The organism is Methylobacterium sp. CM6257 (assembly GCF_054611515.1).
In genome coordinates, this window is the sequence record NZ_CM137735.1 from 2,700,539 (window position 1) to 2,712,722 (window position 12,184).

The window sequence follows — 12,184 nt, forward strand, 5'->3', positions numbered from 1 at the left end:
GGCCGGCGGGATGAGGCCGGCGGAATCGGGTCAGGCGGCAGGAGGATCCCGGACCTCCGCGCGGCCGCGCCGGAGCGGGCCCTCAGGCGGAGGCCGGGCCGGTAATTCGAATCGGGCGGCCGAAGCCGCGCAGGGCGCGCGAAGCGTGCATGACGCGTTCTCTATCAGCGGCTCCGGCCCGAGGCCAGCGGCAGAGCGGATCACGCGCCCGTGAGTCCGGATGAGACTTTTCGGCGCCCGGACCGTTGGTGGATACCCCCCGGCAGCGGCGCCGGGTCGAACCCGATCCATTTCCGGGAGCTGACCATGATGAGACTTCTGATCGCCACCCTGACCCTCGCGCCGCTCGCGCTGGCGAGCCAAGCCCAGGCCCAGGGCACGGTCCGCGGCGCCCAGCGCGGCGTCGAGGACGGCACGGCCGCGGCCGGTCCCGTGGGCGGCGTCGTCGGCGGCGCGGTGGGCGCGGCCACCGGCACGGTCGGCGGCGTGCTCGGCACCGATCCGGATCCCGCCCGGCGTGCCCGTGAGAACCGGCGCGAGGAGCGCATGGAGCGGCAGGAGCGCCTGGGCCGCTGATCCGGACGGGCCGGCCGCCTCAGGCGGACGGCCGCGCGTCCCGGCGGATGGTCTCCTGAGCCAGGAGGTACAGGCCTGAGCCGACGACGATCATGGCGCCCGCCACGGTCCAGCGACTCGGCACATCGCCGAACAGCAGGAAGCCCAGCGTCACGGACCAGAGGAGCTGCGTGTAGATGAACGGCGCCAGCACATTGGCGGGCGCGCGGGCATGCGCCATCACCAAGAGCCAGTGGCCGAGGGTCCCGAACAGCCCGACCCCGAACAGCAGCGCCCAGTGGGTCAGGCTGGTCGGGCTCGTCCAGATCCAGGGCAGGAGCGGGGCCATCAGGGCGAGGCCCGCGAGCCCCGTGTAGAACATGGTCGTGGCGGTGGAGTCGTAGGCTGCGAGCTTGCGCGTGATGATCGCGTAGAAGGCGTAGACGATCACGTTGGCCACGCAGAGGAGCGCGGCCGGGTGCATCCCGCCGACGCCGGGACGCACGATCACCAGCACGCCCAGGAAGCCCACACCGATCGCCGCCAGCCGCGCCCGCGACGACCACTCGCCCAGCAACGGCCCGGCGAGCAGCGCCACCGTCAGCGGCGCGGCGAACTGGATCGAGATCGTCTCAGCGAGCTGCAGGTAGCGCAGGGCCAGGAAGTTCAGCGCCGTGGAGGCGAAGAGCAGAAGCGAGCGCGCGATCTGCAACGGCAGCCGCCGGCTCTTCACCACCCCCGGCGTGCGTATGGGATTGATGAACAGCGAGATCATCGCGACGCTCGCCGCGTAGCGCATGAAGGTGGTGACGAGCGGGTCGACGCCGGCCCGCGCCAGCGTCTTGCCACAGGCATCAAGGCTCGCGAAGAACGCCACCGCGCCGCACATCAGGGCGATGCCGACCATCCGGCTGCGGCGAGCGAGATCCGGTTCCGGAGCGGCGCGCGTGGCGACGAGATCATCGGTGGCGGACGTCGCGACCCGGGTGCTCATGCCTGCCCAATCTCGGTGAAGGCCTGTATTCCTGTCATGCCCGACGTCGCTGCGGTATCCGGTCCGGCGCAGAGGAACCATGCAGCCGGCACGCCTCACGAACCGTGAGGCTCAGCGCTTGGGCGCGCCCTTCTCGGCGGACGCGGTCTTGGTCGCCGTCTTGGCGACCTTGGGTTTGGGCGGTGTCGCGCCCGCGATCAGGGCGGCGAGGTGGGATTGGTCGAGACCCGAAGAGGCGCGCAGAGCCGCCGGGGCCGCTGCCGGGACCGGCGCGCTCGCGGCCGCGACTTGGCGCTCGGTCTGGCGATCAACCTGGCGCTCAACCCGGTGCGGCTCGATGGAGCCCGTCACGGTCGGATCGGGAAAGCTCGCCGCCGCAGCGACGGGTGTCGCGGACTCACGCTGCACGCGCAGGGTCCAATGGGCGGCGGTGGAGAGCGCGGCGATGCCGAGGATCGCCTTGATGCCGCCGGTGAGCAGGGCTCGCATGGTCGTCAGGCCCGAGAAAACGCGGTTGCGCGGAACCGGATCCCCGGCCCTGTCGCATCATCGCGCGGGAGCGTGAACGAAGCCGCAACCGCCGCGGTCGGACCTGTCCCGGAACGGGGCAGGTCTGCGCATCCGAAGAGGCGGGGCGGGAAGAGGCGAAATCGATGTGGGCCTTGCGCCGGACCCGCGGTTCCTGTTCCCCGCGCTCCCGACACTCCTGCAGCAACTCGGCCCACTGAGCCTCACAGGAATGGCCCAGAGAACTGGTCCGGACCACCCCGTCACTGCCGGCCCCGCTACCATGCAGGCCCGAGCGGGCTCGCGAAACCTTCAGGCGCATCGGCCGCTGGGGACAGCCCGTGTAGAGGGTGGCAGCCGAGCCGGCAACAGAGCCAAGCTCGTTTCTGCAACTTCCGCGGCCATCAGCCTCGCACCATACCCGCGGCGAAGCGTATCAGCGCACCGGAAGCCCGGGACGCGTCCGAAACCCTGAACCAGGGCTCCTACCGCAGCGAGCCGCAGAACCGCTGGATGCGCCGGCAGGCCTCCTCCAGCACCGCGTTCGCGGTCGCGTAGGAGATGCGCAGGTTCGGGCCGAGCCCGAAGGCCGAGCCGTGCACCGCGGCCACGCCCTCGGCCTGGAGCAGCTCCATGACGAAATCCTCGTCCGTCTCGATGGTCTTGCCGGCCTCGGTCTTCTTGCCGATCAGCGCCGCGCAGGACGGGTAGACGTAGAACGCGCCCTCGGGCGTCGGGCAGGTCAGGCCGTTGGTCTGGTTGAGCATCGACACGACGAGGTCACGCCGGCCCTGAAACGCCGCGCGGAACCTCGCCAAGTGGTCCTGCGGCCCGTCGAGGGCGGCCACCGCGGCCCATTGCGCGATGGTCGTCGCCCCGGAGGTCTGCTGGCCCTGGACGAAGTCCATCGCCTTGATGAGCTTCTCCGGCCCGGCCGCATAGCCGATGCGCCAGCCGGTCATGGCATAGCCCTTCGAGACGCCGTTCATGGTCAGCGTCCGCTCGATCAGGGCAGGCTCGACCTGGGCCGGGGTGACGAATTCGAAGTCGCCGTAGGTCAGGTGCTCGTAGATGTCGTCGGTGAGGATGTGCACATCGGGATAGCGCAGCAGCACGTCGGTGAGCGCCTTCATCTCGTCGCGGGAATAGGCGGCGCCCGACGGGTTCGACGGCGAGTTGAGGACGATCCACTTGGTCTTCGGGGTCAGCACCCGGTCGAGCTCCTCGGGCTGGAGCTTGAAACCGTGTTCCATGTCGGTGTCGGCGAAGACCGGCGTGCCGCCGCACAGCCCGACCATCTCCGGGTACGACACCCAGTAGGGGCGGGGGATCACCACCTCGTCGCCCGGATTCAGGGTGGCGAGGAACGCGTTGTACAGCACCTGCTTGCCGCCGGTACCCACGATGGTCTGCGAGACCTTGTAGTCGAGCCCGTTCTCGCGCTTGAACTTGCGCACGATCGCCTCGCGCAGGGGCACGATGCCGGAGACCGGCGGATAGCGGGTCTCGTTCCGGTGGATCGCGGCGATCGCCGCCTGCTTGATGTGCTCGGGCGTGTCGAAATCCGGCTCGCCCACCGACAGGCTGATGACGTCGACGCCGGACGCCTTCAGGTCCCGGGCCTTCTGGGTCATCACGATGGTCGCGGACGGCTTCACCCGCGAGAGGACGTCGGCGAGGAAGGCCATGGCGTGCGGTGCTCCAGATCTGCGGGGGCAGGGGCCACCCGTGCGCCGCCCGTCTTGCGGCGCGGCGGACCCTAGGCCCGGGACGCTGGGCCGGCAAGGCGGTGCGCGGCACGGAGCAGGGTCTCGTGTCCGGCGAGCGGCGCAGGTCTCACCCACGCCATCGCCCTCGCTTTGCCGGCGCCGCGATACCAGATCCTGCCCATGACCCCACTCTCCGTCCTCGACCTCTCCTTCGTCAGCGCCGATTCGACACCGGCACAGGCGCTGCACGACACCCTGGCGCTCGCCCGCCACGTCGACGGTCTCGGCTACCGGCGCTACTGGCTGGCCGAGCACCACGCGCTGCCCAACGTGGCGAGCCCGGCTCCCGAGATCATGATCGGCCAGATCGCCGCCGCGACCCGCAACCTGCGGGTCGGCTCGGGCGGGATCATGCTGCCGAACCACCCGCCGCTGATGGTGGCCGAGCGCTTCCGGGTGCTGGAGGCGCTCTTCCCGGGGCGGATCGATCTGGGTCTCGGGCGGGCGCCCGGCACGGATGGCCTCACCGCGCGGGCCCTGCGCCGCCGCGAGGCCCCGGGGGAGGGCGGGGGCGACGACTTCCTCGACCGCCTGCAGGAGCTTCTGTTCTGGGATGGCGGCTTCCCGGAGGGGCACCCGTTCGCCCGGATCACGGCGAGCCCGGCGGACGTCCCGCTGCCGCCGATCTTCCTGCTCGGCTCCTCCGATTACAGCGCCCGGCTCGCCGGCGAGATCGGCTGCGGCTTCGGCTTCGCGCAGCACTTCTCCGGGATGCCGGCCGAGGCACCGATGCTCGACTACCGCCGCCGGTTCCGGCCGACGCGGCTCGGTGAGACGCCCCACGCGATTCTGGCGGTAGCGGCGATCTGCGCGCCGACGGATGCCGAGGCCGAGCGGCTGGCCGCGAGCGCGCGCCTCTCGACGCTGCGGCGGGAGCGGGGCGAGTACCGGCCACTGCCGAGCCTCGCCGAGGCGCTGGCCTACCCGTATTCCGAATCCGAGCGGATGCAGATCGAGCGCGGCCGCGACCGGCTTCATGTGGGCGGCCCGGAGACCCTGCGGGCGCGCCTCTCCGAGATGGTCGCGCGGACGCAGGCCGACGAGCTGATGATCGTCTCGGCGATCCCCGATCAGGCGGCACGGCGCGACTCCTACGCGCTGCTGGCCCAGGCCTGGGGCCTCGGCAGCGCCTCACAGGCCGCCTGAGCCGTCACGCGCCGCACCGGCCAGACCCTGGCGGCGACGGCGGCGGCCGTGCAGGGTCCCGACCGGATCACGTCCGCGCGAGACGGGCCGACCGGAGGAGATGCAGCATGGGCAGCCGACGCGAATTCCTGACCGCCACGGCCGCGGGCCTCGCCGCCGCCGCGGCACCGGCCCGGGCCGCCGAAGAACGGACGACGGCGCCGAAGACCGCCCCGGCAGGCGCGCCCGCGCCGTTCGGCATGCCCCGCGACATGGTGCTGATCAACATGCGCCGCGGCGATGGCTACGCCCTCGGCGTGATGACGAAGGGCGGCGTGCTCGACGTCGCCGCCGCCGGCCGGACGCTCGGGATGCCGGTCCCGGCCGACATGGACGACCTCCTCCAGAACGGCCGAGGCCCGGCGCTGCGGGCGCTGATCGATGCGGTCGAGGCCGCCCCCGACGGGCGCTTTATGCTGGAGGAATCCGGCATCGCCTACGGACCGGTGGTCACGCGGCCCGAGAAGATCATCATGATGGGGTTCAACTACCGCCGCCACGCGGAGGAGACCGGCACGCCGGTCCCCAAGGATCCGCCGCTGTTCAACAAGTACAACAACGCCCTGAACCATCACGGCGGCACGATCACGCTGCCGACCCAGGCGGCGCGGGAATTCGACTACGAGACCGAGCTGGTGATGGTGTTCGGCCGGGAGTGCCGGAACGTGTCCGAGGCGGACGCCCTCGACTACGTAGCCGGCTACTGCACGGGCAACGATTTCAGTGCCCGGGACCTCCAGACCCTGACCTCGCAGTTCATGATCGGCAAGACCTCGGACGGGTTCGCGCCGCTCGGCCCCTACCTCGTCACCGCCGACCGGGTGAAGGACCCGAACGACCTGAAGCTCAAGACGCTGGTGAACGGACAGGTGCGCCAGAACTGGAGCACCAATGACATGATCTTCAACTGCCGGCAGTTGATCAGCTTCGCCTCGAAGGTGATGACCCTCAAGCCGGGAGACATCTTTTACACCGGCACGCCGCAGGGAGTGATCTTCGGTGAGAAGATCCCGCGCAAGGACCGGGCCTGGCTGAAGCCCGGCGACGAGGTGGTGTCCGAGCTGGAAGGGCTCGGGGAGCTGCGCTTCCGGCTGGTCTGACCGGAGTCCGGTCGACGCGCACCGCGCGCGATCCGGGGATCGGACGCGGGCCCCCTCTCCTGTGCGGGAGAGGGAGCGCGTCGCGCATTCGGGCCGGCCTCAGCGCCCGAACAGGCGGCCGAGGCGCGCGAGGAAGCCGGATCCCTCCGCAGGCTTCGCATCGGACGCCGCCCTCACGGCCTCCGCCTTCGCCAGGATCAGCCCGAGCGCCGCCGTGTCGGTGGTCTCGCGGTCGATCAGGATCAGGCTGCCGGTCTCGCGATTCTCCGCGTAGGCGTCCACCGCTACCGGCCGGTCGAGGCGCAGGGACACGTCGGCGATGTCGTTGGCCGACAGGCGCTCGGCTGGACCCGGTTTGCCGGTCTCGGGATCGATGCGCGAGGCGATTCGCTCCACGGTCGCCGTGACCGTGGCGGTGCCGATTTTGGCCAACAGGCTCGCCCCCGGCACCAGATCGGCCTCGGCCGCCCAGAACAGGCGGGCGTCGAGCGCTTCGGCGACCCGCATCGGGGCCTCCGTCGCCACGATCACTTGGCCGCGGGAGGCGTCGATCTGGTCGGCCAGCACAAGGGTGACGGACTCGTCCTCGCCGGCCTCCGGCAGGTCGCCATCGGCAGTGTAGATCCGCGCCACCGTGGAGGTCCGGCCGGAGGGCTGGACCGTCACGGGATCGCCCGGGCGGACTCGGCCGCTCGCGATCCGGCCGCTGTAGCCGCGGAACTCGGAATTCGGCCGGTTGACCCACTGCACCGCCATCCGGAACGGCGCGTTCAGCGCCTCGGCGTGGACCGGCACGGTCTCCAGGTAGGAGAGTAGTGGGCCGCCCGTGTACCAGGGCGCCGCGATGCCCGGCTCCACGACGTTGTCGCCGTTCTTGGCCGAGAGCGGGATCGCCTTGACCTCGGAGAAATTCAACCCGCGGGCAAAGTCCGAAAAACCCGCCACGATGCCGTCGAAGGTGCCCTGCGCCCAGCCGACGAGGTCCATCTTGTTCACCGCCAGCACCACCCGGCGGATCCCGAGATTGGAGACCAGCAGCGCGTGGCGCCGGGTCTGCCGGGTCAGGCCCTGGCGGGCGTCCACCAGGATCACCGCCACGTCGGCCGTCGAGGCGCCGGTGGCCATGTTGCGTGTGTACTGCTCATGGCCGGGCGTGTCGGCCACGATGAAGGAACGCTTGTCGGTGGAGAAGAACCGGTAGGCGACGTCGATAGTGATGCCCTGCTCGCGCTCGGCTTGGAGGCCGTCGACGAGGAGCGCGAGATCCATCTCCTGACCCTGCGTCCCGTGCCTGCGCGAATCGCGCTGGAGCGCCGAAATCTGGTCGTCGAAGATCTGCTTGGTGTCGTGAAGGAGTCGCCCGATCAGGGTCGACTTGCCGTCATCCACCGAGCCGCAGGCGATGAAGCGCAGCACCGCCTTGTTGCGGTGGGCGGTCAGGAACGCCGCGTAGCCGGAGGCCCGGTCGGTGAAGGCCGTGGGAGCCTGGTGGAGCGTCATCAGAAATAGCCCTCCTGCTTCTTGCGCTCCATGGCGCCGGCCCCGTCCTTGTCGATCACCCGGCCCTGGCGCTCCGAGGTGCGGGCGGCGAGCGTCTCGCCGATGATCTCGGGGAGCGTCGTGGCGTCGCTCTCCACCGCGCCGGTGAGCGGGTAGCAGCCGAGCGTGCGGAAGCGGACGAGGCGCTGCTGCGGGGTCTCGCCCGGCGCGAGCGGCAGGCGCTCGTCGTCGACCATGATGAGCTGACCGTCGCGCTCGACGACCGGCCGCTCCTTGGCGAAGTAGAGCGGCACGATCGGAATGTTTTCCTGCTCGATGTAGAGCCAGATGTCGAGCTCGGTCCAGTTCGACAGCGGGAAGACCCGCAGGGACTCGCCGCGCTTCTTCCTGAGATTGTAGAGGTGCCAGGGCTCGGCGCGCTGGCGCTTGGGGTCCCAGCGGTGCTGCGCGGTGCGGAGCGAGATGATCCGCTCCTTGGCGCGGCTCGCCTCCTCGTCTCGGCGGGCGCCCCCGAAGGCCGCGTCGAACTTGTGCTTGTCCAGCGCTTGGCGCAGCGCCTGGGTCTTCATCACGTCGGTGTGGACCTCGGAGCCGTGGCTCACCGGCCCGATGCCGCGGGCGAGACCGTCCGGGTTGGTGTGGACCAGAAGGTCGAGGCCGAGCGCCTTCGCGCGGGCGTCGCGGAAGGCGATCATCTCGCGGAACTTCCACGTGGTGTCGACGTGGAGCAACGGGAACGGCAGCCGGCCGGGCGCGAAGGCTTTGAGCGCCAAGTGCAGCAGGACGGACGAATCCTTGCCAATCGAGTAGAGCATCACCGGATTCTCGGTCTCGGCGACCGTCTCCCGGAAGATGTGGATGGCCTCGGCCTCCAGCCGCTTAAGGTGGCTGAGGCGGTCGGCGGGGGCGCTCGGCTGCACGGCGGCGGCGAGGGCGGCGCTCATCGGGCGAACTCCGGCTGGCGGGATGTCTGATTCGGGGTGGTCTCGAAGGCGTCGGGCTCCTGGCCCGGCTGCACCGACGCCGTCGGGCGCCCGACATGCAGGCCGCATTCCTTCTTCTCTTCCTGCTCCCACCACCAGCGGCCGGCCCGCTCCGGCTCGCCGAGCTTCACCGCGCGGGTGCAGGGGGCGCAGCCGATCGACGGGAAGCCGCGGTCGTGCAGAACGTTGTAGGGAACGAAGTTGTCGCGCACGAAGCGGTCGACCTGCGCCCGGGACCAGTCGGCCAGCGGGTTGAGCTTGATCAGGCCGCGGCCGGCGTCGAACGCGGCGAGCGGTGTCTCGGCGCGGTTCTCCGACTGGCCGGCCCGCAGGCCGGTGAGCCAGCCGCTCGCTCCGGCGAGCGCGCGGCCCAGCGGCTCGACCTTGCGGAAGCCGCAGCAGGCCTGCCGGGCGGCCACCGAGCGCCGGAAGCCGTTGATGCCCTCCGTGCGCACGAAATCCTCCACGGCCGCACGCTCGGGCGCGTAAGCGGTGATCCGGATGCCGTAGGCCGATTCGGTCTCGGTCCAGGTGTCGTAGGTCTCGGCGAAGAGGCGGCCGGTATCGAGAGTGACGATCTCGACGCGGCCCTTCGCCAGTCCTGCCATGGCCAGCGCATGGGTGAGCGCCTGATCCTCGACGCCGAGACTCGTGGTGAAGACGAGGCGCCCCGGGATCGCGTCGGCGATCAGGTGGAGGCGGCCTGAAAGATCGAGCCCGGACAGCCGTTCCGCGAGGGATTCGGCCGTCTGTCGGTCCGGACGGGTCATCGCGACATGTCCCGGGTTGCGTGGTGGAAATGGCACGGGCAGGCCCGCACCCTGTTGTCGAGCGGTCGAAATGTTCGCTATACCGAACGAAGTCAAGGCGCTTCGGCGCGCTTGTCGGGGGTGAGGGCGTGGTTCGGCGTGCGGCCGCGCACAGTGCCCGACAGGGGCGGACGATGCGCCGGGTAAAAAATTCTTCTTAAAGTTATCGTGTAGCGCCTATATCGCCTCCGCGCCGGCCCGCGCGGAAGAAGCCCACGGAGACAGCTTTGGACGCGATCGATCTGAAGATTCTCGCCCTGCTGCAGACCGACGCGACGCTCTCGATCGCGGCGATCGGCGAGCGCGTGGGCCTGTCGCAGACCCCGTGCTGGAAGCGCATCCAGAAGCTGGAGGCCGACGGCGTCATCGACCGGCGGGTGGCGGTGCTCGATCCGGTCAAGCTCGGCCTCGGGCTGACCGTGTTCGTCTCCATCGAGACGGCCGACCACTCTCAGGAGTGGCTGCAGCGCTTCGCCGCCACCGTCTCGGCCATGCCGGAGGTGCTGGAATTCTACCGGATGGCCGGCGACGTGGACTACATGCTGCGGGTCGTCGTCGCCGACATGCAGGCCTACGACAGCTTCTACAAGCACCTCATCGCGGTGCTTCCCCTCAAGAATGTCACCTCCCGCTTCGCCATGGAGAAGGTGAAATCCACCACCGCCCTGCCGCTGCCGGCCCCGCCGAAGAACGGGCGCCATCTGCCCGGGACGGGGCCGGTCCTCGCCGTGGTTGGAGAATGATCTTCTCTTCTTTCGCAGCGCAACGAATGTGATGTCCTAAACTCCGCCCGTTCTGCAAAAAGAACGTTTCTCGATTGACACCGGCCTCGCAGGCCACGACATGGTCTCCTGATGTCACGCCAAAATCTCCTTCCGCGCACCGCCCCGTTCGGGGACGGCGAGCGCGCCAGTCTCGACGCAGTGCTCGGCACCGCCAGTCCCACGCAGCGCGCGTGGCTGGCGGGCTTCCTGGCCGGTCTCGATGCCGCGGGCGGCCAGCCGGCCGCCGTGCCGGCCGCCCCACCCAAGGCCGCCGCGCCGCTGACGGTGGTCTACGCCAGCGAGTCCGGGAACTCCGAGGCGCTCGCCGGCAACGTCGCCAAGCTGGCGCGCAAGCAGGGCTTCAAGCCGAAGGTCGTGGACTTCGCCGACCTCGACGTGTCGACCCTGCCCCGGGCCGGCAAGCTCATCGCCATCGCGGCCACCTGGGGCGAGGGCGAGCCGCCGGCCCGGGCCGTCCGGGCCTATGGCGAGCTGATGGGGGACGGCGCGCCGCGCCTCGACGGCGTCGAGTTCGCCGTCCTGGCGCTCGGCGACACGTCCTACGCGGAGTTCTGCGCCATCGGGAAGGCGCTCGACGCGCGCTTCGAGGCGCTCGGGGGCAAGCGCGCCGCCGAGCGCGCCGACCTCGACCTCGACTTCGAGAAGCCCGCCGCCGACTGGATCAAGGGCGCGCTGAAGGCGCTTGCACCGGCGGAAACATCCGACAACGTGGTGGCGGTGGACTTCGCCCGCGCCAGTGCCGGCGAGGACGACGAGGCCGAGCCGAGCCGCGAGCCCGTGGTGGTCGAGGTCGTCGAGCACGTGAACCTCAACTCCTCGCGCTCCGACAAGGAGACGATCCATCTCGCGCTGGCCTTCGAGGACGGGGCCCCGGCCTACGAGCCGGGTGATTCGCTCGAGATCTTCCCCGAGAACGATCCGCAGCTCGTGGACGAGATCCTGAAGGCTGCGGGGCTTTCGGGCGACGAGGCCCTGCGCAAGGCGCTGCTGGCCGAGCGGGACATCACCACGCTGTCGGCCGCCACCGTCGAGCGCTTCGCGAAGGCCACCGGACACGCGGAGGCGCGCAAGCTCATCGACAGCGGCGAGGCCAAGGCCTGGATCGAGGGCCGGCACCTGATCGACCTGCTGGAGACCTACCCGGCCAAGCTCACGGCCGAGCACGTCAACACGATCACCCGGCCGCTGCCGCCGCGGGCCTACTCGATCGCCTCCTCGCGCAAGGAGGTGGGCGACGAGGTCCACCTCGCCATCGCGGCGGTGCGCTACGAGACCCACGGCCGCGCCCGCTCGGGTGTCGCCTCCGTCCACGTGGCCGACCGCATCCGCGACGGCGCCAAGCTGCGGGTACGGCTGAAGCCGAACCGGCATTTCCGCCTGCCGCAGGATCCGGCTACCGACATCATCATGGTCGGGCCGGGTACCGGCGTCGCGCCGTTCCGCGCCTTCGTGCAGGAGCGCCGGGCCGTCGAGGCGCCCGGGCGGTCGTGGCTGTTCTTCGGCGACCGGCACTTCACCCACGACTTCCTGTACCAGCTCGAGTGGCAGGACGCCCTGGAGGATCGGTCGCTCACGAAGATCGACGTGGCCTTCTCGCGGGACCAGCCGGAGAAGATCTACGTGCAGGATCGCATCACCCAGAACGCCGAGGAGCTGGTCTCCTGGCTCGACGGGGGCGCGCACTTCTACGTCTGCGGCGATGCCAAAGCCATGGCCAAGGACGTGCGCGCCGCGCTGGTGAAGGCCTACGAGACCGCCAAGGGCCTGAGCGCCGCCGACGCCGAGGCGCAGGTCGCGGCGCTGGAGCGCAGCCACCGCTACCAGCAGGACGTTTACTAAGGACACACTGATCCCCGCTCCGCGGGGGCCTTCAACGAGATGCGGCAGAGACAGGTGGGACGCGGGTCCCCTCTCCCGTGCGGGGGAGGGGGCGGCCGCGAATCCGGTTCCAGTCCTGCACCGGCACCCGCGTCGCTCCGCCCGGCCCCTTCGCCCAG

General features: G+C 70.4%; 11 protein-coding genes. 5 read left to right on the forward strand and 6 right to left on the reverse strand.

What is annotated here, in order from left to right:
• Positions 1-306 precede the first annotated feature (306 nt).
• Positions 307-576: a hypothetical protein gene (locus tag ACYCO6_RS13290; RefSeq protein ID WP_459772227.1), complete on the forward strand. Its 270-nt coding sequence runs from the start codon at positions 307-309 to the stop codon at positions 574-576.
• Between the two features lie 19 nt (positions 577-595).
• Here ACYCO6_RS13290 and ACYCO6_RS13295 read toward each other — a convergent pair whose 3' ends face one another.
• From ACYCO6_RS13295 to ACYCO6_RS13305, 3 genes are all read right to left on the reverse strand, one after another.
• On the reverse strand, positions 596-1,549 hold the full coding sequence (locus ACYCO6_RS13295) for a DMT family transporter (protein WP_459772228.1): 954 nt from the start codon (positions 1,547-1,549) through the stop codon (positions 596-598).
• A 111-nt stretch (positions 1,550-1,660) separates the two neighbouring features.
• Positions 1,661-2,038, reverse strand: a complete 378-nt coding sequence (locus tag ACYCO6_RS13300; RefSeq protein ID WP_459772229.1) for a hypothetical protein — start codon at positions 2,036-2,038, stop codon at positions 1,661-1,663.
• Between the two features lie 503 nt (positions 2,039-2,541).
• Positions 2,542-3,744, reverse strand: coding sequence for a pyridoxal phosphate-dependent aminotransferase (locus tag ACYCO6_RS13305; protein ID WP_459772230.1), 1,203 nt, complete (start codon positions 3,742-3,744; stop codon positions 2,542-2,544).
• A 201-nt stretch (positions 3,745-3,945) separates the two neighbouring features.
• Here ACYCO6_RS13305 and ACYCO6_RS13310 point away from each other — a divergent pair, with 201 nt between their 5' ends.
• Both ACYCO6_RS13310 and ACYCO6_RS13315 read left to right on the forward strand, forming a co-directional pair.
• Entirely contained in the window at positions 3,946-4,971 is a 1,026-nt protein-coding gene (locus ACYCO6_RS13310; protein WP_459772231.1) for an LLM class flavin-dependent oxidoreductase, read from the forward strand.
• Between the two features lie 107 nt (positions 4,972-5,078).
• The gene (locus ACYCO6_RS13315) at positions 5,079-6,110 is read left to right on the forward strand and encodes a fumarylacetoacetate hydrolase family protein (RefSeq protein ID WP_459772232.1); all 1,032 of its coding nucleotides are present in this window, start codon (positions 5,079-5,081) and stop codon (positions 6,108-6,110) included.
• A 99-nt stretch (positions 6,111-6,209) separates the two neighbouring features.
• Here the strand turns inward: ACYCO6_RS13315 and cysN are convergent, their stop codons facing one another.
• Genes cysN through ACYCO6_RS13330 form a run of 3 tightly spaced genes read right to left on the reverse strand, consistent with a single transcriptional unit; the run spans position 6,210 to position 9,363 of the window.
• Positions 6,210-7,610: a sulfate adenylyltransferase subunit CysN gene (gene cysN / locus ACYCO6_RS13320; RefSeq protein WP_459772233.1), complete on the reverse strand. Its 1,401-nt coding sequence runs from the start codon at positions 7,608-7,610 to the stop codon at positions 6,210-6,212.
• Positions 7,610-8,554, reverse strand: coding sequence for a sulfate adenylyltransferase subunit CysD (gene cysD, locus ACYCO6_RS13325; RefSeq protein WP_459772234.1), 945 nt, complete (start codon positions 8,552-8,554; stop codon positions 7,610-7,612). Before cysD ends, cysN begins: the two co-directional genes overlap by 1 nt.
• Positions 8,551-9,363: a phosphoadenylyl-sulfate reductase gene (locus ACYCO6_RS13330; protein WP_459772235.1), complete on the reverse strand. Its 813-nt coding sequence runs from the start codon at positions 9,361-9,363 to the stop codon at positions 8,551-8,553. Before ACYCO6_RS13330 ends, cysD begins: the two co-directional genes overlap by 4 nt.
• A 266-nt stretch (positions 9,364-9,629) precedes the next feature.
• Between ACYCO6_RS13330 and ACYCO6_RS13335 the strand changes: the two genes are divergently transcribed.
• Complete coding sequence (locus tag ACYCO6_RS13335) at positions 9,630-10,145, forward strand: Lrp/AsnC family transcriptional regulator (protein WP_091716811.1); 516 nt, start codon at positions 9,630-9,632, stop codon at positions 10,143-10,145.
• Between the two features lie 111 nt (positions 10,146-10,256).
• Complete coding sequence (locus ACYCO6_RS13340; RefSeq protein WP_459772236.1) at positions 10,257-12,026, forward strand: diflavin oxidoreductase; 1,770 nt, start codon at positions 10,257-10,259, stop codon at positions 12,024-12,026.
• Positions 12,027-12,184: the final 158 nt, after the last annotated feature.

What these genes read in the sequence shown, in the direction of transcription:
- ACYCO6_RS13305 (WP_459772230.1), bottom strand. Translation starts at nt 3,744, where the DNA reads ATGGCCTTCCTCGCCGACGTCCTCTCGCGGGTGAAGCCGTCCGCGACC.
- ACYCO6_RS13295 (WP_459772228.1), bottom strand. Translation starts at nt 1,549, where the DNA reads ATGAGCACCCGGGTCGCGACGTCCGCCACCGATGATCTCGTCGCCACG.
- cysD (WP_459772234.1), bottom strand. Translation starts at nt 8,554, where the DNA reads ATGAGCGCCGCCCTCGCCGCCGCCGTGCAGCCGAGCGCCCCCGCCGAC.
- ACYCO6_RS13310 (WP_459772231.1), top strand. Translation starts at nt 3,946, where the DNA reads ATGACCCCACTCTCCGTCCTCGACCTCTCCTTCGTCAGCGCCGATTCG.
- ACYCO6_RS13315 (WP_459772232.1), top strand. Translation starts at nt 5,079, where the DNA reads ATGGGCAGCCGACGCGAATTCCTGACCGCCACGGCCGCGGGCCTCGCC.
- cysN (WP_459772233.1), bottom strand. Translation starts at nt 7,610, where the DNA reads ATGACGCTCCACCAGGCTCCCACGGCCTTCACCGACCGGGCCTCCGGC.
- ACYCO6_RS13300 (WP_459772229.1), bottom strand. Translation starts at nt 2,038, where the DNA reads ATGCGAGCCCTGCTCACCGGCGGCATCAAGGCGATCCTCGGCATCGCC.
- ACYCO6_RS13340 (WP_459772236.1), top strand. Translation starts at nt 10,257, where the DNA reads ATGTCACGCCAAAATCTCCTTCCGCGCACCGCCCCGTTCGGGGACGGC.
- ACYCO6_RS13290 (WP_459772227.1), top strand. Translation starts at nt 307, where the DNA reads ATGATGAGACTTCTGATCGCCACCCTGACCCTCGCGCCGCTCGCGCTG.
- ACYCO6_RS13330 (WP_459772235.1), bottom strand. Translation starts at nt 9,363, where the DNA reads ATGACCCGTCCGGACCGACAGACGGCCGAATCCCTCGCGGAACGGCTG.